We start from the raw sequence: 20,648 nt of genomic DNA on the forward strand, positions 1-20,648 counted from the left end.
TAGGGCCTGCGTACTAAAAACTAGCGGTGCTAATTTATGGGAGGTGCCCCGTGGACCTTGCGCTCTCGGAGGAGCAGACCGCCGTCCGGCAGCTCGCCAGGGACTTCACCGAGCGCGAGATCACGCCGCACGCCGTGGCGTGGGACCGTGCCGAGAGCGTGGACCGGGGGATCGTCAAGAAGCTCGGCGCGCTCGGGTTCCTCGGGCTCACGATCGACGAGGAGTACGGCGGCTCGGGCGGGGACCACCTCGCGTACTGCCTCGTCACCGAGGAGCTGGGCCGGGGGGATTCCGCGGTGCGCGGCATCGTCTCGGTGTCGCTGGGGCTCGTCGCGAAGTCGATCGCGTACTGGGGGAGCGAGGACCAGAAGCGGGAGTGGCTGCCGCGCCTCACGTCGGGTGAGGCGGTGGGCTGCTTCGGACTGACCGAGCCCGGGACCGGCTCGGACGCCGCGAATCTGACCACCCGCGCGGTGCGCGACGGTGACTCGTACGTCATCACCGGCTCCAAGATGTTCATCACCAACGGCACCTGGGCCGAGGTCGTGCTGCTCTTCGCGCGGACCGGTGACGCCGGGCACAAGGGCGTGAGCGCCTTTCTCGTGCCGACCGACACCCCCGGGCTGAGCCGCCGGGAGATCCACGGGAAGCTCGGGCTGCGCGGCCAGGCCACCGCGGAGCTGGTGCTCGACGGTGTCCGCGTGCCGGCCTCCGCCATGATCGCGCCCGAGGGCAAGGGCTTCTCGGTGGCGATGTCCGCCCTGGCCAAGGGCCGGATGTCGGTCGCGGCGGGCTGCGTCGGGATCGCCCAGGCGTGCCTGGACGCGGCCGTGGCGTACGCGGGGGAGCGCGAGCAGTTCGGCAAGCCGATCGCCCACCACCAGCTGGTGCAGGAACTGATCTCCGACATCGCGGTGGACGTGGACGCCGCCCGGCTGCTCACCTGGCGCGTCGCCGACCACATCGACCGCGGGCTGCCCTTCGCCACCGAATCCTCGGTGGCGAAGCTCTTCGCGAGCGAGGCCGCGGTGCGAGCGGCCAACAACGCGCTGCAGGTGTTCGGCGGGTACGGGTACATCGACGAGTACCCGGCGGGGAAGCTGCTGCGGGACGCGCGCGTCATGACGTTGTACGAGGGCACCAGCCAGATCCACAAGCTGCTCATCGGACGCGCCCTGACCGGGGTGTCCGCCTTCTGAGCCCCGGCCGGTCCTATTGACCGACCGGCCGGTATCTAAGCGCTTGCTCACCTTGGCTGTAGGGTGACGGCCATGGATGTGGAGGCAGTAACGCCCGACACGTGGAGCGACGTCACCCCCGATGCTGCCCGTCGGCTGGTGATCGCCGCGGTCGAGGCCTTCGCCGAGCGCGGGTACCACGCGACGACGACCCGCGACATCGCCGGACGCGCCGGGATGAGCCCCGCCGCGCTCTACATCCACTACAAGACCAAGGAAGAGCTGCTCTACCAGATCAGCCGGGTCGGCCATCTGCGCTCCGTCGGCCTGCTCGAAGAGGCCGCCAACGGCGTCGGCGAGCCGGGTGAGCGGCTCGCCGTCGCCGTGCGGGCCTTCGTCAGCTGGCACGCGGATCGGCACACCACCGCGCGGGTCGTGCAGTACGAGCTGGGCGCCCTCGCTCCGGACCACTACACCGAGATCGTCGCGCTGCGGCGCAAGTCCGAGCGCGCGGTCCGCTCGATCATCGAGGACGGCGTGCGGACCGGCGAGTTCGACGTGCCGGACGTCGCGGGCACCGCCCTCGCCATCCTGTCGCTCTGCATCGACGTCGCCCGCTGGTTCAACCCCGACGGACGCCGTACGCCCGACGACGTCGGCGTGCTCTACGCCGACCTCGTCGGACGCATGGTCGGCCCCCGGCAGACGTAGGGCCACAGGCCCCCTCCGGGGGCAGGCCCGCCCGCTCTCAGAGGTAGAAGCGAGCCACCGTCTCCGCCACGCAGACCGGCTTGTCGCCGCCCTCGCGCTCGATCGTCACCTTGGTGACGAGCTGGACGCCGCCGCCGACCTCGGTGACCTCCGCGATCTGCGCGGTGGCGCGCAGTCGCGAGCCGACCGGGACGGGTGCGGGGAAGCGGACCTTGTTGACGCCGTAGTTGACGCCCATCTTCACGCCCTCGACCCGGAAGAGGTCGGGCGTGAACGACGGGATCAGCGACAGCGTCAGGAAGCCGTGCGCGATGGTGGTGCCGAACGGTCCCTGTGCGGCCTTCTCCGGGTCGACGTGGATCCACTGGTGATCGCCGGTGGCCTCCGCGAACAGGTCGATCCGCTTCTGGTCGATCTCCATCCAGCCGGTCGTGCCGAGCTGCTCGCCCACCGCCGCCCGGAGATCGTCCAGCGATGCGAAGATCCTGGCCTGCGACATCTGATGCCTCCTGTGCCCAACTGTCCGACGGGTTACTAAGCGCTTGCTCAGCATGGTTCGGGTCGTCGGCCCTGTCAACGCCCGGACGGCGGACACCGGAGGAATCAGCGTCCCCCGTTCACCACATCGCGGGGTGGCGCTGCGCCCAGGGCCGGGCCGCCTCCAGCTGTGCGGAGAGGGAGATGAGCGTGGCCTCGTCGCCGTACCGGCCACCGAACATCACGCCGATCGGGAGGCCCGCCGGCGTCCAGTGCAGGGGGACGCTCACCGCGGGCTGGCCGGTGGCGTTGTAGAGCGGGGTGAACGGTGTGAAGGCCGCCAGGCCGGCGAACTCCGCCTCGGGGTCGCCGTCGTTCCGCAGCCCGCCGACCGGGGCGGGCGGCTGGGCCAGCGTCGGGGTCAGGATGACGTCGTACGAGGAGAGCAGCGCGTCCGCGATGAGCTGCCCCAGCGCGCGGAACGCGTACAGCGCCCCCGCGAACTCCGACCCCGTCACCCGGCTGCCCCGCTCGCGCAGGTGCCGGGTGAGCGGCATCAGCAGCTCCTCGTGTTCCGGGGCGACCGGGTAGACGGTCGACATCACGCCCCACACCCTGCTGAAGGCGTCGCGGATGCTGTCGTCCACCGGCAGCTCCATCTCGTCCACCTGGTGGCCGAGATCGCGCAGCAGCTGCGTCGCCCCGTCGTACGCCGCCCGGCAGTCCGGGTGCAGGTCGACCCCGGGAACCGGCGGGGTCGGCAGCGCGACCACCCGCAGCCTCCCGGGCTCGGCCCCGGCGTACGAGGCGAAGCTCGCGCCCTGGGGCAGCGAGGGCGCGCCGTACGGGACGCCCGGCATCGGGCCGGCCAGGACGTCGAGCAGCGTGGCGGCATCCGCGACGCTGCGGGCGATCGGTCCCGACGTGCTCAGGCCGCTCACATCGTGCTGCACGGGGCCGCCGCTGACGCGTCCCCGGCTCGGCTTGATGCCGAACAGCCCGCAGACGGACGCGGGGATGCGGATCGAGCCGCCGCCGTCGCTGCCCTGGGCGATCGGCGCCAGCCCGGACGCGACCGCCGCGGCGGCGCCCCCGCTGGAACCGCCGGCGGAACGCTCCAGGTCCCACGGGGTGCGGGCGGGCGGCGCGAGCTGGTTCTCGGTGTAGCAGGGCAGCCCGAACTCCGGGGTGTTGGTCTTGCCGAGCAGGATCGTCCCCGCCTCGCGGAGCCTGGTCACCACGTGGTCGTCGATGTCCGGGACGTGGTCGGCGTACGCCCGCGAGCCGAGCGTGCAGCGCACCCCCGCCACGAAGTTGAGGTCCTTGACCGGCACCGGAACGCCGTGCAGCGGCGGCAGTTCCCGCCCCTCGCGGCGCGCGGACAGCGCCTCGCTCTCCGCGTCGGCCGCCTGCTTGCGGGCGATCTCGGGGGTCACGGTGATGTACGCGCCCACGCTCTCGTTCAGCCGCTCGACGCGGTCGAGATAGTGCTCGGTCAGTTCGACCGGCGAAACGGATCCGCTCCGTACCCCCTCCGCCTGCTCCACCGCGGTCAGATCGTGCAGCTGCGCCATGGCTGTCCCGTCCTCTGCTCGTTCGGCATCACGTCACCGTGCGCCGCGATCCTCGCACTACCCGCCGGTAGCCAGCCAGACCCCGTAGGCGTCCGACCGACGGAATCGGCCGCGCGCCGACCAGTGGCAATAGGTCATGATTCCGGGGCGCCCGTACGCGGGCCGACATCACGGAGGACAGGTGACGGAAGCGGTGAGCCACCCGGCTCTGGAACACGGGGCCCAGTTGTGCGGCCTCGCCGAGAACGAAGCCCTGCCGCGGCAGTTGCTCGCCCGCTTCATCGCTCGCGCCGACGAGGACCTCCTGGGCGAACTCGCCACGCGGACCGACCTCGGGCCCGAGCTCCGGCACGCGCTGGTCGAGCGCGGTGGCGGCTGGGTGCGGCAGCGGCTGATCTGGGCCGGATGCCTGCCGTTGGAGGAAGTGCCGCGGGACGACCCCAAGGTGGCACTCGCCGCCCTCGTCAGCGACCTGGCGCCGCTCTCCTGGGCGGCGGAGCTCGCCGTCTGCCCCGACCGCGACGTCCGTTGGGAGGTGGCGGACCTGGAGCGGGATCTCGGCGAAACGTTCTACGTCCTTGCCGATGACCCGGACCACGGCGTCCTGGAAGCACTCGCCCTCAACGCGGCGCTGCCCTCCGACCTGATGGAGACGTTCGCCCGGCATCCGAGCACAGCCGTACGGTCCGCGCTCGCCCGCAACGACCAGGTTCCCGCCCGCATCCTCGCCGGGCTGCTCGCCGACGGCGGCAGCCCGCCGCCCACCATGTGCGGCTCGTGCCGCACCGTCGCGGACCCTGACGCGCGCCGCGCCCAGTGCGGCGATCACGGACCCGGCATCTTCGAGGTCCGGCTCTCCGCACTGCAGAATCCCGCGACGCCGCCGGACGGCATGGCGGCGTTGGTCTCCCTGCCGGAACCCTGGCAGCGCGCCTTCATCGCCGAACGCTCCGGCCTCGGTGAGGAGGTGTACACCGCGCTGGCCGACGACGCCGACCCGTTGGTCCGGCGGGCTCTCGCCCTCAACCCCGCCGTCCCCGGACCGTTGCTGCGACGCCTCGCCGGCGACCCGGCGCCCGAGGTCCGGCGCGGGCTCAGCGACAATCCGGCCGTCACCCTGGACCTGCTCGTGTCGCTCGCCGCCCGTCAGCGCTTCGTCCGGGAGATCCCCCCGAGGATCGCCGCCGCGTCCGAAAACGAACTGCGGCTGCTCGCCGCGTCCCCCGTCGCTCAGGTGCGCGCGCTCGCCGCCGTCAGGGAGGACCTTCCGGCCGATCTGCTCACCGGGTTCGCGGCGGACCCGGACGCGGGCGTGGCCAAGCGGATCGCCCCCCACCCGTCCCTCACCGCGGACCATCTGCTGGCCATCGTGGAACGGCACGGCCTCTCCGTCTACAGCGCGGTCGCCACCAACCCGCACTGCCCCGCCGATCTGCTGCACCGGATGGCGCTCGACTCGCACGCGGTCCGCAAGGCGCTGGGCCCGATCGCCCGCCACCCATCGGCCACCGCGGAGACGCTGCTGCTCTGTCTGGAGCACCGCGACGGATGCTGGTTCGCCGCTCGGCACCCCGCACTGCCTGCGGAGGTTCTGGTGGAACTGCTGGGCCACCCCGACTGGGACGTGGCCTCGGGTGCGGCGGAGAACAGCGCTCTTCCCACGGCGGTGATGGAGCGGCTGATCGACGGCTGGCTGCCCGGAGCCCCGGCGGCCGGCTGGCGACCGCGCTCCCGGCGCCCCACGGGGACGGCGTGATTGGGTGGCCGGTATGACTGGTACTCCTGCCTTCCGGATCGAGATCGACGGCCGCGCCGCCACCGCCGAGGACCTGTCGCGGTTCGTCATGGTCAGCAGCTATGGGCACTTCACCGCCATGCAGGTCAGGGGGCGGGCGGTGCGCGGGCTCGACTTCCATCTCGAGCGGCTGGCCGGCGCCACCCGGGAGCTGTTCGGCACCGGGTTGGACGGCGGCCGGGTGCTCGACGCGGTCCGGCACGCGCTGGGTGACGACGTCGACGCGTCGGTGCGCGTCAATGTCTTCCGCCCCGACGGGGCCGATGACGTCTCCCTCCTGGTGTCGGTCCGGGGTCCGGGGCCCGGACCGGGCGGGCCGCAGAGCCTGCTGTCCGTCGACTACCAGCGGCCCGTGGCCCACGTGAAGCACGTCGGAGGCTTCGCCCAGGGGTACTTCGGCAACGCGGCGCGCGAGGCCGGGTTCGACGAGGCGCTGCTCGTCGGGCCCGGTGGCGTGATCGCCGAGGGGTCGATCACCAACGTCGGCTTCGCGGACGGCGACACGGTCGTCTGGCCCGACGCGCCCGCCCTGCACGGCATCACGATGCGGGTGATCCAGCGGGAGATGGACGCGGCCGGAGTGCCGTGGCGGCACCGGCGGGTCACGGTGGCCGAGGTGGCCTCGTTCGACGGCGCCTTCGCCTGCAACTCGCGGGGGATCGCTCCGGTCGGGCGGCTGGACGAGCTGATCCTGCCCACGGGTTCGGATCTGGTGAAGCGGGTGATCTCGCTCTTCGAGTCCGCTCCGTGGGACGCGCTGTGAGCCGGTGGGCGGCGGACGTGCGGGGACGGCCTTCCGGTGCCGGTAAACCCGTTGCCGATGGGAAAAGCCGAACAAAAAGGTGACGCATGTTCACCTTCCGGCCTGGCCGTACCGGCGGTAACCTCCGGCGCATCGGCCTCCGGGAGGAGCAGGAATGCCACAACGCACCGGCAAACTACGCACCGGCAAGGTAGGCGCCCGCAAGGGCAAGGCAGTCACCCGCAAGTTCAGAACGGTGACCGCCGCGGCGCTGCTCGCACTCGGCGTCACCCTCGTCGTACCGCTGCCGCAAGCGGCCCAGGCGGCCGACCCCGTCACCGACTACTGCCAGGGCCGGTGCGGCGACATCCTGCCGGCCGGGGAGAACGGCAACGCGACGCTCGCCGACATCCTGGCCCACAAGGTCTTCGGCACCCGCCCCGCGCACGCCGCCGACCAACTCGGGCCGTACGCCAACCTGGCGACCGGCTATCCGTCGCTCACCGACGCCTCCATCACCTCCTTCTTCAACGACGCCTCCTTCGGCGTCCCCTCCGGCCAGGTCGCGTCCGTGACCACACCCCGCGCCGACGTCACCATCACCCGCGACAAGAAGACCGGCGTCCCGCACATCAAGGGCACCACCCGCGACGGAACCGAGTTCGGCGCGGGCTACGCGGCAGCTCAGGACCGGCTGTGGCTGATGGACCTGTTCCGGCACGTGGGACGCGGCCAGCTGTCGTCCTTCGCGGGCGGCGCGGCCGCCAACCGGGAACTGGAGCAGCAGTTCTGGCGGGCCGCCCCGTACACGGAGGCCGACCTCCAGGCCCAGGTGGACCAGCTCACGGCCAACAGCGGCCCGCGCGGACAGCAGGCGCTGGCCGACGTGACCGCGTACGTGGCCGGTATCAACGCCTACATCACGGCGTCCAAGAACGGCCGGTACTTCCCCGGCGAGTACGTGCTGACCGGCCAGATCGACGCGGTCACCAACGCAGGCGAGATCCAGCCATTCAAGCTCACCGACCTGATCGCGCTCGGCTCGGTCATCGGCGCGCTGTTCGGCTCCGGCGGCGGCGGTGAGGTGGAGAGCGCGATCTCGCTGCTCGCCGCCCAGCAGAAGTACGGCGTCACGCAAGGGACCGCGGTCTGGGAGACGTTCCGCGAGCGCAACGACCCCGAGGCCACACTGACGCTGCACGACGGATCCAGCTTCCCGTACGCGGGCAAGCCCGCCAACCCGCAGGGCGCGGCGCTGCCGGCGCCCGGAACGGTCGTCGCGGAACCGCTGGTCTACGACCAGACGGGCGGCGCGGCGACCGCCGCGAAGACACCGGTCAAGGCCGGCCCGCTCAAGGCCGCGCAGGGCATCTTCGACGACGGGGCGCTGCCGGCGAACCTGTTCTCCACGAAGAAGGGCATGTCCAACGCACTGGTGGTCAGCGGCGCGCACACCGCCAGCGGCCATCCGCTCGCCGTGTTCGGCCCGCAGACCGGCTACTTCGCACCGCAGCTGCTGATGCTCCAGGAGCTCCAGGGCCCGGGGATCAGCGCGCGCGGCGCCTCGTTCGCCGGGCTGGGGATGTACGTGGAACTCGGCCGCGGCCAGGACTACGCCTGGAGCGCCACCTCGGCCGGCCAGGACATCACCGACACCTACGCCGTCGAGCTGTGCCAGGACGCCGTGCACTACGTCTACCACGGCGTCTGCACGGCCATGGAGAAGCTGGAGCGCGTCAACTCCTGGAAGCCCACGGTCGCCGACTCGACCGCCGCGGGCTCCTACCGGATGCAGGTCTACCGCACGGCGTACGGGCCGGTGTCGTACCGCGCGACGGTCGGCGGCAGGGCGGTCGCGTACACCACGCTGCGCAGCTCGTACCGGCACGAGGCCGACTCGATCATCGGGTTCCAGATGCTGAACGACCCCGGCTACGTCCATGACGCGGCCTCGTTCCAGCAGGCCACCCAGTACATCAACTACACCTTCAACTGGTTCTACGCGGACTCCCGGCAGACCGCCTACTTCAACAGCGGGACGAATCCGGTGCGCGCCGCCGGCGTCGACCCCTCGTTCCCGGTGAAGGCGGAAGCCGCCTACGAGTGGCAGGGCTGGAACCCGGTGACGAACACCGCCACCTACACCCCGCCCGCGCAGCACCCGCAATCCGTCGACCAGGACTACTACATCTCGTGGAACAACAAGCAGGCCAAGGAGTTCGCCTCGGCCGGATTCGGCAACGGCCCCGTGCACCGCGGGGACCTGCTGAACGACCGGGTGAAGCAGCTCGTCGCCGCGGGCGGGGTGACCCGGTCCGCGCTCACCAAGGCGATGGCCGACGCCGCGCTGACCGACCTGCGCGGTGAGGACGTCCTGCCGGAGCTGCTGCGCGTGCTGCGCAGCGCGCCGGTCACCGACCCGCAACTGGTCACCGCGGTGCAGCAGTTGTCCGACTGGGGCGCGGCGGGCAGCAAGCGCAGGGAGACCGCGGCGGGCTCCCACGTGTACGCCGACGCGGACGCGGTCCGCACCATGGACGCGTGGTGGCCGCTGCTGATCGAGGGCGCGTTCCGGCCCGGTCTCGGCGACGGCCTGTACGCGGCGCTGACCTCCAACCTGTGGATCGACGAGTCACCGTCGGCCGGCCACGGACCGACCGGGGCGCACGCGGGCAGCGCGTTCCAGTACGGCTGGTGGGGCTACGCGGACAAGGACCTGCGGAAGGTCCTCGGCGACCCGGTGCAGGGCTGGACGCCGCAGGCCTTCTGTGGCGGCGGCACCATCGGCGGCTGCCGTGACGTGCTGCTGGCCACGCTGAAGCAGGCGGTCGCGAAGCCCGCGAGCGCCGTCTACCCGGGCGACGCCAGCTGCTCGGCCGGCGACCAGTGGTGCTCCGACACGATCATCCAGCGACCGCTGGGCGGGATCACCCAGGACAAGATCAGCTGGCAGAACCGGCCGACGTTCCAGCAGGTCGTGGAGTTCCCCGCACACCGGTAGCGGCTCACGGTGAACGGGCGCGTGCCGCGGGACGGGACTCAGTGCGAGACCCGTCCCGCGGCGAGCACCACGCGCGCCAGATCCTCGTGGCAGATGTCGCTGTGCGCGCCCGCCGGCGGCGGGCCGCTGCGCACGACGGCCGACACGTCCACGCTCACGCACCCGGACACCGGGAACCGGCCGGTGCGGGCGTCCTCGACCGTCGCCCGCCGGGTGCCGGCGACGGCCTGGATGCCGTCGTGGCCCATCGCGCCCCAGCGGTCGCCGAGCCCGAGCAGCGAGGAGTCGTCGCGCGACAGCCGCGACGCGAGCGGGTAGATCACCCCGAGTGCCGTGTCGTGGCGGGAGAAGCAGGACACCACGGGCCCGTCCACCCGGTTCCCGACGTCGCGCAGCACCCCCGAGCGCGAGGCGTCGCCGGGCAGTTGGCGCGCGTACGCGTAGTGCGAGAACGCGCCCTGGAGCAGCGTCACGGACTTCACGTTGTGCGCCGCGGCGGGCAGGCCGAGCAGGGCGAACGAGACCAGCCGGGCACCGAAGCTGTGCCCCACCAGGTGCACGCGTGCCGGGGTCGCCGTCTGCGCCAGCCCGCCCAGCACCGGGCCGAGGCCGCGCTGGCCGATCGTGCCCGCCCGCCGCTTCATCGCGAAGTACGTGGCCTGCCGCAGCAGTTCGTGCGCGCCGTTCCACAGCCGCCTGCGGAGCCCGCCGAACAGCTGCGGTTCGCCGGGCCCGTCGGAACCGCAGTCGACGCCGGTCTCCTGGAGGGCGGCGGTGAACTCCGCGCAGAGCGCGACCGGGTCGTCCAGCAGGATCGCCGGGTCGGACTGCGACCCGTCGTCGGAGTCGGCGGCGAACCCGGCGGCGGGGCAGCCCTCCGGCAGTTCCACGAGCTCGCGGACCAGGCGTACGTACTCCGCGAACGCCTCGGGGGAGTCGGGACACTCCCGCAGCAGCTCCGCCAGCCGCCCCACCGTCGTGCCCTGCTCGGGGAACATGGTGGTCAGGGCCCGGCACGTCTCCTCGCTCAGCTCCGTCCGTCCGGCCGGGTCGGGGGCGATCGTCAGCGCGGGCGTGAAGTCCGGGATGGGCTCGTCGCTGAACCGCATCGCGGGCCAGAGCACCCCGACGTAACCGAGCCGCACGCGGGTGCCGGAGCCGAGCAGCCCCGGGAAGGGCGCGAAGAAGCGGTCGTAGAGCCAGTTCGCCATGGACTGGTCGTTGTTCCAGCCGTGCGCGAACATCACCAGATCGGTGACTCCCGCGGCGGTCGCGCCCGCCAGCAGCTGATCACGCTGCCGCACGTCGACATCCCCGTCCGCGTCGAAGGTCAGTTCCCAGTACGGCCGCACACTCGTCACTGTCACGGCGGTTCCCCTCTTCGATCCGCGCCATGTGCGCGCATCATCCCGAACAGGGAGGAGACCGGCTATACCCCGCGCATACGATTTTGCCCTTCCGTGTGCCTGACCGACCGCTTAGTATGCGAAGGAGTCGTACCGAGCCGTACCCAGTCGAGTCGAAGGAGACACGATCGTGGCCGTGGAAAACCTGCGCGATGCCCGAGTGGTCGTCACCGGGGCAGGTGGCGGCATCGGTGCCGCGCTGGCCCGCAGATTCGCCGCCGAGGGCGCGCGGGTCGTGGTCAACGACCTGAACGCCGGAACCGCGCAGGCCGTCGCCGACGAGATCGGCGGCATCGCGGTGCCGGGCGACGCCTCCGACGTCGTCGGCAAGGCGCGCGACGCGCTCGGCGGCACGATCGACGTCTTCTGCGCCAACGCCGGCATCGGCACCGGCGGCCCGGACGCCACCGACGAGGAGTGGGAACGCTCCTGGGACGTCAACGTCATGAGCCACGTCCGGGCGGCCCGCGCGCTGCTGCCCGAATGGCTGGAGCGCGGCAGCGGCCGGTTCGTCGCCACGGTCTCCGCCGCCGGGCTGCTCACCATGGTGGGTGCGGCGCCGTACTCGGTGACCAAGCACGGCGCCTACGCCTACGCCGAGTGGCTGTCGCTCACCTACCGGCACCGCGGCATCCGCGTGCACGCGGTCTGCCCGCAGGGCGTGCGGACCGACATGATGCGGGCGGCCGGCGCCGCGGGCGAGCTGGTGCTCGCGCCCACCGCGATCGAGCCGGAGGAGCTCGCCGACGCCGTCATGGCCGGCATCGCCGCCGAGCAGTTCCTGATCCTGCCGCACCCCGAGGTCGCCCAGTACTACGCGGCCCGCGCCGCCGACCCCGAGCAGTGGATCGACGGCATGAACCGCCTGCAGAAGAAACTGGAGCGCGCGACGGAGAACGGGGACCGCGCGTGATCTCGTACGCGGCCAAGCCGTGGCTCCGGCACTTCACCGAGGAGCAGCGCGCGCTGCCGGCCGCCCCGCCGAGCGTGCTGCACGCGTTCCGGGACTCGGCCGCCCGCGTCCCGGACCGGACCGCCCTCGCCTACTTCGACGGGCGGCTGACCTACCGCGAGGTCGACGAACTCTCCGACGGTCTGGCGAACCACCTGGCGGCACGCGGGTTCGCACCCGGCGACCGGCTCGCGGTCATGCTGCAGAACATCCCGCAGTTCGTGGTCAGCCTGCTCGGCGCGTGGAAGGCCGGCGGCGTGGTCGTGCCGGTCAACCCGATGTACAAGACGCACGAGCTCACCCACATCCTCGCCGACGCCGGGGTCCGGGCGGTCGTCTGCTCCGACCGGGCCTGGGACGGCTACGTCCGGCAGACCGTCGCCGGATCGCAGGCCACGATCGCGCTGGTCACCAGCGAGCTGGACCTGCAGACGCGCGACGACCGCCGCGTCCTGCCCACCGGCCGGTTCCCCGCCACCGACGCGGAGGACCTGCTCGACGCGGCCCGCGCCGCCGTGGGACCGAAGCCCACGGCGCTTCCCGAGCGCGACGGCACCGCGCTGATCAGCTACACCTCCGGGACCACCGGCGCCCCCAAGGGCGCGATGAACACCCACGGGAACATCGCCTACAACGCCGACCGGCAGCGCGTCATGCTCGCCCTGCCCGACGGCTCGGTGATCTTCGCGCTGGCGCCGCTCTTCCACATCACCGGCATGGTCGCCCAGCTCTCCTCGGCCATCGCCAACGGCGCGACCCTGGCGCTCACCAACCGCTTCGAGGCGGGCGTCGTCCTGGAGGCGTTCCAGGAGTACCGCCCGGCCTACACCGTCGGCCCCGCCACCGCCTTCATGGCGCTGATGGCCCGCCCGGAGGCCACCCCGGACCACTTCACGTCGTTCCACTACATCTACTCCGGCGGCGCACCCCTGCCGCCCGCCATCGTCGAGGGCTTCCGCGAGCGGTTCGGGCCCTACATCCGCAACGGCTACGGCCTCACCGAGTGCACCGCGCCCTGTGCGAGCGTGCCGGCCGGCCAGGAGGCACCCGTCGACCCGGAGTCCGGCACCCTGTCCGTCGGCGTCCCGGGCCCCGACACCGTGGTGCGCATCATCGACGAACACGGCGCGGAGGTGCCGTTCGGCACGCACGGCGAGATCGGCGTACGCGGCCCGATGGTGGTCCCCGGCTACTGGAACCGCCCCGAGGAGTCGGCCGCATCCCTGCCCGGCGGGGAACTGCGCACCGGAGACATCGGCTTCATGGACGAGGCGGGCTGGCTGTACGTCGTCGACCGTAAGAAGGACATGATCAACGCGTCCGGCTTCAAGGTCTGGCCGCGCGAGGTCGAGGACGTGCTCTACACCCACCCCGCCGTCCGCGAGGCGGCCGTCGTCGGCATCCCCGACGCCTACCGGGGCGAGAGCGTCAAGGCGTACGTCAGCCTGCGCCCCGGCCTGGCCGCCGAACCCGCGGATCTCATCGCGTACTGCAAGGAGCGGCTCGCCGCCTACAAGTACCCGCGCGAGGTGGAGGTCATCGAGGAGCTGCCGAAGACCGCAACCGGCAAGATCCTCCGGCGCGAATTGAAGGCCCGGGCCGGATAGGGTCCATACCGGTCGGAATGTCGGCCGGCGCATCGGTGCGGAGAAAGGGCAGGCCATGGCACGCAGCACGACCACGAAGGCGACCGCAGTTCCTGAGCGGCTGCTCGCCGAGGCCACCCGCCTCTTCGCCGAGCGCGGGTACGACCGCACCTCGGTGCAGGAGATCGTCGAGGCGGCCGGGGTGACGAAGGGAGCGCTGTACCACTACTTCGGCTCCAAGGACGACCTGCTGCACGAGATCTACGGCCGCGTCCTGAGCCTGCAGACCGAGCGCCTCGACTCCATCGCCGCCCAGGAAGCCCCGGTCTCCACCCGGCTGGCCGAGGCCGCCGCCGACGTCGTCGTCACCAGCATCGAGAACCTGGACGACACCAAGATCTTCTTCCGGTCCATGCACCAGCTGAGCCCGGAGAAGCAGAAGGCGGTACGCGCCGAGCGCCGCCGCTACCACGAGAAGTTCCGGGCCCTGATCGAGGAGGGCCAGCGCGAGGGGATCTTCCGCGTCGAGCTGCGGCCCGACCTCGTCGTCGACTACTTCTTCGGCTCGGTGCACCACCTCGGCACCTGGTACCGCGCGGACGGCCCGCTGTCCGCCACGACGGTCGCCGAGGACTTCGCAGACATGCTGCTGCACTCGGTGCGGCAGCCCCGATAACCCTGGAGGTACCTGGTGAAGGCATGGCGCGTGCACGAGAACGGGGAGCCGCGCGAGGCGATGCGTCTCGACGAGGTACCGGACCCGCAGCCCGGCCCCGGTGAGGTGCTGGTGCGGGTACGCGCCGCGAACATCAACTTCCCCGACGCCCTGCTGTGCCGCGGCCAGTACCAGATCCGCCCGCCGCTGCCGTTCACCCCGGGCGTCGAGCTGTGCGGCGAGGTCCTCGCCCTCGGCGAGGGGGTGACGGGCCTCGACATCGGTGCCCGGATCATCTCCCCGGCCTCCCTGCCGCACGGCGCGTTCGCGGAACTGGCCGTCATCAGCGCCGCGTCGGCACTGCCGGCCCCCGAGGCCCTCGACGACGCCGAGGCCGCGGCCCTGCACATCGGCTACCAGACCGGCCTGTTCGGCCTCCACCGCCGGGCCGCCCTCCAGCCCGGGGAGACCCTCCTGGTGCATGCCGCCGCGGGCGGCGTCGGCAGCGCCGCCATCCAGCTCGGCAAGGCCGCGGGCGCCACCGTCATCGGCGTCACCGGCGGCCCCGACAAGGCGAAGGTCGCCCGCGACCTCGGCGCCGACATCGTCGTCGACCGCTACAGCGAGGACTTCGTGGCCGTCGTCAAGGAGGCCACCAACGGCCGGGGCGCGAACGTCGTCTACGACCCGGTCGGCGGCGACGCCTACACGAAGTCGACCAAGTGCATCGCCTTCGAGGGCCGCATCGTCATCGTCGGCTTCACCAGCGGCACGGTCCCGACCCCCGGCCTCAACCACGCCCTCGTCAAGAACTACTCGATCCTCGGCCTGCACTGGGGCCTCTACAACACCAAGGACCCCCAAGCGGTCCTCCAGGCCCACGAAACCCTCACCCGCCTCGCCGCCGAGGGAAGCATCAAGCCCCACATCAGCGAACGCGTCCCCCTCACCGAAGCGGCGGAAGCCGTCCAGCGGGTGGCGGACGGCAAGACGACGGGCCGCGTGGTCGTCGTCAACGCCTGATGACCCGACCGTCCGCCGAGGTCCCGCCCCACGGGCGGGACCTCGGCGGACGCCCGGGGTCTACCGGGCGCCGTGACCGGCCGCCGCGGCCTCGATGCGACGCGCAAGCTCGATGTCGTGTTCCGCGACATATCCGCCAAGGTCGCTCGAACTGAACGACACCCGCACGGTCCGGTAGCCGAGCGTCGCGTCCGAGTGGTGGCCCAGCTCGTCCTGAATAGCGGCGATGTGCACGATGAACGCGGCGCCCTGGATGTGCGGAATCGAGTACGAGCGCTCCACCTTGCGGCCGTCGGTCGTCCAGCCCGCCAAGTCCTTGATGCGTTCCTGGATCTCCTCCGTCCACAGCGCTTCAGCCACGGTCAATTCCTCCCACCGACTGGTGCCAGCACCTCAGCCAGGTCCCGGCCAATCGAGGCAGCTTGTCCCGCGGCGCAATTTGTGACGCACCCTGGGGCGGCGCCGCAGGTGGCTTCGTACGTGGCCGCGATGTCGTCGATCCGGCTCGTGCGGCCGGTCCTTTCAAACGAGTTTGGTCAGTACAGCCTGATACTGCCGTGCCTGCGTCGGGATCAGGTGACTGGACGCGCGGATCACGTATTGGCCGGACCGGTAGAGGTAGTCGGGGGTGATGAGTCCGCCGACGGCCTGCGACAGCCTGTCGATGTTGTCGGCCCACGCTTTCGCGTCGGCCTCGTTGGCGAAGACCTCGACGGTCCCGCCGTAGGCGATTGCGTCGGACCGGCCACGGTCGTCCTTCTTCGCCTCCGCGCGATTGATCCGTGAATCCGCGAAAGCGGTCTTGCTCACGTACTGGTGTGGCCGGCCCATTGCGTGGTTCGGGTCGGTCGTCTCGTTGTAGACGACGAGCGTCCTCACGCTCGGCACGGCCTTGATCAGTGCCGTCGTGACCTGCTCGGCCGTCTGCGGGCCGGCCGACTTCTCGGCACCAGGCGCCTGCTGGCCTGTGGTCGTGCTGACCGGGTGATTCGGCTCGCCGGTGCTCGGCGAACTGCACCCGGCAAGAACGCTGGCTGTGAGTACGGCAGAGACAGCGATGGCGATACTGCGCACGGTTCCCCCACGGTTGGTGAGCACCTCACGCTATCGACGAGGCGAGCACCCGGCGGCTCATTGGTCGGACCGTGACATCACTTCCCCCACCGGTAGAACACCTTTCCGTCTCGGGGTTCCGCACCGAACGCGGCGTAGAACTCTAGGGCAGGCGGGTTGTCCCGGTCGGCCGTCCACTCGACCCGGGTGCAGCCGGACTCGTCGGCAGCCTCACGTAGCTTGGCCATGAACGCACCAGCCACACCACGGCGGCGGGCCGTCTCCCGGACGTACAACTCCTTCAGATAGAGCGACGCATCAGCGCCGGCCGCAGGCCACAGGAACGAGTAGCTGGCCAGGCCGACGACATCGCCGCCATCGCGCGCGAGCAGAACCGTAGCCATGGGCTGCGCGCTGAACAGCGCCGCGTGAATCTGTCCGATGTCGCCGGGTACTGCCTCGCCGCCGTAGTACGCCTCGATCTCACCGAGGAGTTCGGAGATCGTCTCGGCGTCAGCTGCGGTCGCCCGCTCGATGGTCACCATGTCAGCTGTCCCTCTCACCGGGGGGGCAGCGCCAACGCCTCGCGCAGCGCCCGTACTTCCCGTGCCTCGGGAACACTAGTTGCCAGCTCCCGGGCGCGGTAGATGATCAGCGCGGAGCGGTGGTCCACGGGCAGGGTCACGATGGTGTCGGTCGCCAGGACGGCGGCCCCCGCGGGGTCTCCAGCGGCTGCGAGGCACACGGCCTGATCAAGGTGGACGAGCGCGCGGTCCGTGTGGTCGCCGAGGGGGTACAGCTCCAGCGCGCGGGCCTGCTGCTCACCGGCACGTGATGTCTCCCGCAAGTGGGTCCAGGCGTTGCCGCTGTGGAACCGGAACTGCGACTCGCTGTACCCGAAGGCGCTACCGATCCGGTGGGCCGGATCGAGCCGACCGAGCGCGGTCTCCGCTGCTGCAAGCCCCGCGCAGGCTTCCTTTCGGCGGCCGAGCAGTGCGTGAGCGCGGGCCTCCAGCGGAGCCGCGAGGGCGGGCCCGACGCACGGCAGGCCGCCTGCGAGCTGCTGCGCGCGACACGCCAGCTCGACGGCACCCTCCATGTCACCGCCGTAGTAGTGCTGGTACGCCTCTTGCGCGTACATCCATGACAGGGCCTCCCGGTCCTCCACCGCCGCCGCGGCGGCCCGGCCGGTGCGCCACCAGTCGCGGCTCGAAGCGTCGCCGAGCTTGAGCAGGGTGAGGGCCATCAGCCCGGACATGTGCGCCACGGCCAGCGTGAGCCGACGCCGGACGTGAACGGAATGGCGGTGCCCGAGGAGCCTTTGCAAGTCGGCGAAATCGCTGAGCAGCTCGGGTAACAGTTCGCCCTCGGGCCGGAACCGTGTCGCCCGCCCGTGCCGCGCGACGGTGTACTCCCACTCGTTGAGGCCCGCGTCCGTCATGGGTCCTGCGGCGAGAGCGTCGGACAACCCACGTTGCAGGGCCGCGGCTTGGGCGAGGACGGGCATGTCCGCGCGGACAGCGGCGAGGGCGATCAATTCGCCGTGCGCGTCGAGGGCCGTGTCGAGGGCGACGGCGATGGCCTCCGTCGGACGGCGCCGACCGGTCTCCAGATCGGCCACGTAGGACTTCCCGCAGGTGGCAAGCTGTGCGACATCCCGTAAAGAGTGGCTGCCGCGCAGCCGACGGAGTGCCTGCCCGAACGTCTCTTCGTTCATCATCGCCCTCGGTGTCCGCAGTGTCCGCAGGGGTGCGGACGGCAGCGGACGCGCATCTCCTAGGCCCTGCCGTCCGTGAACGTCACGCTACTCCCATAAGCCGATCACTCATGGTGACAGGGAGAAGTCGTGGGCACGGAACACATCGAGCAGCCGCCGGCGATCGACCCGGAACGGCTGGCGATCAACCAGTTGCAGGGATTGAACTGCGCGCTCTGCAGGGCGCGTCTCCGCCGTGCCCGGTTGCTCGGATCGTTCCCGATGGGTACGGGCGTGCACGCCGACCACGTCGAGCTGTACGCGTGCGAGCCGTCCTGCGAGGCGAGCGTCGTCGCCGAGCCGCACGCGTGGTGTCACTACTGCCACGACGCGATCCTCACCCCGGCGGCCGTACCCATCGGGCTCCGGCCTGGAGCCTCTGGACCCGGCCGGCTCCTCTACGCGGACGGCAAGTGCCGTGTCGCGTACCGGGTGATCCCACTGGATCAGCACCCCGACGGCACCGACGGCCGCCCCCGCTACCGCGACCGCCAACCGTTCGCCCCGCGCTCGCGCTGATTCTGCGCCGTCGAGCGCCACACACCCAGCTGCTGTCCGCCCCGTCGTCATTGATCCCCTGGAGCGTCACCGGTGGACGGCGGTCGGTTTCACCGACGAGCAGCTTGCCCACGTCACTGAACGCCTGGACCTGCAGACCGAGCTGACGGACGGACAGGTGCTGTTCATCCCCGCGGATGGGTCCACCACGGCTGCACCACGGACCAACGCTCCCTGCACATCACCCTCGGCGTGCAGCTCCTGACCCCGCTTCTGGCTCGTCCAGTAGCTCCTCGCGCACGTGACCTCAGATCCGTACCTTCGTGCGGCACTCCCTCCGGACCTGTCGAACACCGACATAGCGGCACTGATCGCCCAGACTGGCCAGGGGCTCGCTGACCGGTTCGCTGCTCTGGACCCGCACGCGCCGGCCGGAGCCGTCCGGACCGCTCAACAACTCGGCGTCCTCGGAGTGAAGTAGTGACGGACCGGCCAGCATCAGGCGGAAAGCACCGCCGCCCGTGCTCCTTCTGCGCGGTGCACCCCGCCGACCTTCGTGACCTGGAGACCGGGAAGGACTGGTGCCTCGGCTGCGCGAAATCCCTCATCCTCGCCGGTGATGCCGTCACCCATTACGAGGAATTCGACGAAGGCGACCGCTACAGGAACCTGCTCGCCGAGCACGGCGCAGGGTTGTTCACCCGCTTCCGGTCCTCCGATGACGGCTGACAACCCAAGGCCCTCCGCAAGGCGCGGGGGAGCAGCTCAGGACGGGCAAGCCGGGCGGTCTGAACGCGAGGGGCCGGGGTCGCAGGCGTGGGGGTTCGAAATGCTGCCGTGTATTTGAGGGCCGCCAGGCCCTAAATATACGATTTCGAACCTCCGCGCCGGAGAGCCCGGCCCCGCCCCGCGACGGGGCCGCACCCTGTTCACGACCGTGGCCGCGCAACGCACCACGACGCCGCCGCACCAGGCAACGGCCCGAGCACGGCGCCGCACCAGGCGACGGCGCCGCCAGGGCTACACGTACTTCTTCAGCTCACGGCGCGCCAGCGACCGCTTGTGCACCTCGTCCGGCCCGTCCGCCAGCCGCAACGTCCGCGCCCCCGCCCAAAGCTGCGCCAGCGGGAAGTCCTGGCTCACGCCACCGGCGCCATGCACCTGGATCGCCCGGTCGATGATCTTGACCACCGCGGCCGGCGTAGCGATCTTGATCGACTGGATCTCCGTGTGCGCCCCCCGGTTGCCCACCGTGTCCATCAGCCACGCCGTCTTCAGCACCAGCAGCCGCAGCAGCTCGATCTCGACCCGCGCCTCCGCGATCCACTCCTGGACGACCCCCTGCTCGGCGATCGGCTTGCCGAACGCCACCCGGTCCGTCGCCCGCCGGCACATCAGCTCGACGGCCCGCTCCGCCATCCCGATCAGCCGCATGCAGTGGTGGATCCGGCCGGGGCCGAGCCGGGCCTGGGCGATGGCGAAGCCGCCGCCCTCCTCGCCGATCAGGTTCTCGGCCGGCACCCGCACGTCGGTGAAGACGACCTCGGCGTGGCCGCCGTGGTCGCCGTCGTCGTAGCCGAACACCCGCATGCCGCGCCGTACGTCGACCCCGGGGGTGTCCCGGGGTACGAGGATCTGGCTCTGCTGGCGGTGCCGCTCCGCCGACGGGTCGCTCTTGCCCATCACGATCATGATGGCGCACTTGGGGTTCATCGCCCCGGAGATGTACCACTTGCGGCCGTTGACGACGTACGAGTCACCGTCGCGCTCGATACGGGTCTCGATGTTGGTCGCGTCCGAGGAGGCGACGTCGGGTTCCGTCATCGCGAACGCCGAGCGGATCTCACCGGCGAGCAGCGGCTCCAGCCACTGCTTGCGCTGCTGCTCGGTGCCGAACTCGCTCAGCACCTCCATGTTCCCGGTGTCGGGCGCGGCACAGTTCAGCGCCGGCGGCGCCAGGTGCGGGCTGCGGCCGGTGATCTCGGCCAGCGGCGCGTACTGCAGGTTCGTCAGCCCCGCTCCCCGCTCGCCGGGCAGGAAGAGGTTCCACAGGCCCTGCCGCTTGGCCTCCGCCTTCAGCTCCTCCACGACGGGCGGCGCGGACCAGCGGGCGTCGCCCTCGGCCTGCTCGCGCTGGAGGGCGAAGACCGGCTCGGCCGGGTAGACGTGAGACTCCATGAACGCGGTGAGCCGCGTCCGCAGTTCCTCGGTACGGGCGTCGTAGGCGAAATCCATCAGTCC

The 20,648-nt window shown here is 71.3% G+C and carries 19 protein-coding genes; 11 read left to right on the forward strand and 8 right to left on the reverse strand.

Annotation, left to right across the window (positions count from 1 at the left end; translation table 11 throughout):
- Positions 1-50: 50 nt before the first annotated feature.
- Together O3X23_RS01955 and O3X23_RS01960 are read left to right on the forward strand one after the other, a co-directional pair.
- Complete coding sequence (locus O3X23_RS01955; RefSeq protein WP_269269270.1) at positions 51-1,199, forward strand: acyl-CoA dehydrogenase family protein; 1,149 nt, start codon at positions 51-53, stop codon at positions 1,197-1,199.
- Positions 1,200-1,271: 72 nt separating this feature from the next.
- Positions 1,272-1,889 (forward strand): TetR/AcrR family transcriptional regulator, encoded by a 618-nt coding sequence (locus O3X23_RS01960; RefSeq protein WP_269269271.1) that lies wholly within the window; start codon positions 1,272-1,274, stop codon positions 1,887-1,889.
- Between the two features lie 37 nt (positions 1,890-1,926).
- Here O3X23_RS01960 and O3X23_RS01965 read toward each other — a convergent pair whose 3' ends face one another.
- Together O3X23_RS01965 and O3X23_RS01970 are read right to left on the reverse strand one after the other, a co-directional pair.
- The gene (locus tag O3X23_RS01965) at positions 1,927-2,388 is read right to left on the reverse strand and encodes a MaoC family dehydratase (RefSeq protein WP_269269272.1); all 462 of its coding nucleotides are present in this window, start codon (positions 2,386-2,388) and stop codon (positions 1,927-1,929) included.
- A 118-nt stretch (positions 2,389-2,506) separates the two neighbouring features.
- Entirely contained in the window at positions 2,507-3,940 is a 1,434-nt protein-coding gene (locus O3X23_RS01970; RefSeq protein ID WP_269269273.1) for an amidase, read from the reverse strand.
- A 181-nt stretch (positions 3,941-4,121) separates the two neighbouring features.
- Here O3X23_RS01970 and O3X23_RS01975 point away from each other — a divergent pair, with 181 nt between their 5' ends.
- The 3 genes from O3X23_RS01975 (at position 4,122) to O3X23_RS01985 (ending at position 9,478) form a co-directional block, all read left to right on the forward strand.
- Entirely contained in the window at positions 4,122-5,696 is a 1,575-nt protein-coding gene (locus O3X23_RS01975; RefSeq protein ID WP_269269274.1) for a hypothetical protein, read from the forward strand.
- Positions 5,697-5,709: 13 nt separating this feature from the next.
- Positions 5,710-6,498, forward strand: coding sequence for an aminotransferase class IV (locus O3X23_RS01980; RefSeq protein ID WP_269269275.1), 789 nt, complete (start codon positions 5,710-5,712; stop codon positions 6,496-6,498).
- Between the two features lie 154 nt (positions 6,499-6,652).
- Complete coding sequence (locus tag O3X23_RS01985; protein ID WP_269269276.1) at positions 6,653-9,478, forward strand: penicillin acylase family protein; 2,826 nt, start codon at positions 6,653-6,655, stop codon at positions 9,476-9,478.
- A 38-nt stretch (positions 9,479-9,516) separates the two neighbouring features.
- On the opposite strand, the gene O3X23_RS01990 is transcribed toward O3X23_RS01985, so the two are convergent.
- A complete protein-coding gene (locus tag O3X23_RS01990) occupies positions 9,517-10,845 on the reverse strand; it encodes a serine-threonine protein kinase (protein WP_269269277.1) in 1,329 nt (442 codons plus the stop codon).
- 175 nt (positions 10,846-11,020) lie between these two features.
- Here O3X23_RS01990 and O3X23_RS01995 point away from each other — a divergent pair, with 175 nt between their 5' ends.
- The 4 genes from O3X23_RS01995 to O3X23_RS02010 are packed head-to-tail and all read left to right on the forward strand — an operon-like array spanning position 11,021 to position 15,100.
- A complete protein-coding gene (locus O3X23_RS01995; RefSeq protein ID WP_269269555.1) occupies positions 11,021-11,797 on the forward strand; it encodes an SDR family oxidoreductase in 777 nt (258 codons plus the stop codon).
- Complete coding sequence (locus O3X23_RS02000; protein WP_269269278.1) at positions 11,794-13,443, forward strand: class I adenylate-forming enzyme family protein; 1,650 nt, start codon at positions 11,794-11,796, stop codon at positions 13,441-13,443. Before O3X23_RS01995 ends, O3X23_RS02000 begins: the two co-directional genes overlap by 4 nt.
- Before the next feature lie 55 nt (positions 13,444-13,498).
- Positions 13,499-14,098, forward strand: a complete 600-nt coding sequence (locus O3X23_RS02005) for a TetR/AcrR family transcriptional regulator (RefSeq protein WP_269269279.1) — start codon at positions 13,499-13,501, stop codon at positions 14,096-14,098.
- Between the two features lie 15 nt (positions 14,099-14,113).
- Positions 14,114-15,100: an NADPH:quinone oxidoreductase family protein gene (locus tag O3X23_RS02010; protein ID WP_269269280.1), complete on the forward strand. Its 987-nt coding sequence runs from the start codon at positions 14,114-14,116 to the stop codon at positions 15,098-15,100.
- A 60-nt stretch (positions 15,101-15,160) separates the two neighbouring features.
- Here O3X23_RS02010 and O3X23_RS02015 read toward each other — a convergent pair whose 3' ends face one another.
- The 4 genes from O3X23_RS02015 to O3X23_RS02030 form a co-directional block, all read right to left on the reverse strand.
- Positions 15,161-15,460 (reverse strand): 4a-hydroxytetrahydrobiopterin dehydratase, encoded by a 300-nt coding sequence (locus tag O3X23_RS02015; RefSeq protein ID WP_269269281.1) that lies wholly within the window; start codon positions 15,458-15,460, stop codon positions 15,161-15,163.
- Between the two features lie 162 nt (positions 15,461-15,622).
- Positions 15,623-16,174, reverse strand: a complete 552-nt coding sequence (locus tag O3X23_RS02020; protein ID WP_269269282.1) for a hypothetical protein — start codon at positions 16,172-16,174, stop codon at positions 15,623-15,625.
- A 77-nt stretch (positions 16,175-16,251) separates the two neighbouring features.
- Positions 16,252-16,698 (reverse strand): GNAT family N-acetyltransferase, encoded by a 447-nt coding sequence (locus tag O3X23_RS02025; RefSeq protein WP_269269283.1) that lies wholly within the window; start codon positions 16,696-16,698, stop codon positions 16,252-16,254.
- Between the two features lie 14 nt (positions 16,699-16,712).
- Positions 16,713-17,873 (reverse strand): helix-turn-helix domain-containing protein, encoded by a 1,161-nt coding sequence (locus tag O3X23_RS02030; protein WP_269269284.1) that lies wholly within the window; start codon positions 17,871-17,873, stop codon positions 16,713-16,715.
- A gap of 126 nt (positions 17,874-17,999) precedes the next feature.
- On the opposite strand from O3X23_RS02030, the gene O3X23_RS02035 reads away from it, so the two are divergent.
- Entirely contained in the window at positions 18,000-18,428 is a 429-nt protein-coding gene (locus O3X23_RS02035; RefSeq protein WP_269269285.1) for a hypothetical protein, read from the forward strand.
- A 459-nt stretch (positions 18,429-18,887) separates the two neighbouring features.
- Positions 18,888-19,136: a hypothetical protein gene (locus O3X23_RS02040; RefSeq protein WP_269269286.1), complete on the forward strand. Its 249-nt coding sequence runs from the start codon at positions 18,888-18,890 to the stop codon at positions 19,134-19,136.
- Between the two features lie 291 nt (positions 19,137-19,427).
- Here O3X23_RS02040 and O3X23_RS02045 read toward each other — a convergent pair whose 3' ends face one another.
- Positions 19,428-20,642 carry an acyl-CoA dehydrogenase family protein gene (locus O3X23_RS02045; protein ID WP_269269287.1) on the reverse strand — a complete coding sequence of 405 codons (1,215 nt, stop codon included), beginning with the start codon at positions 20,640-20,642 and terminating at the stop codon, positions 19,428-19,430.
- Positions 20,643-20,648: the final 6 nt, after the last annotated feature.

It is taken from the genome of Streptomyces sp. H39-S7, assembly GCF_027158205.1.
Taxonomy (GTDB): domain Bacteria; phylum Actinomycetota; class Actinomycetes; order Streptomycetales; family Streptomycetaceae; genus Actinacidiphila.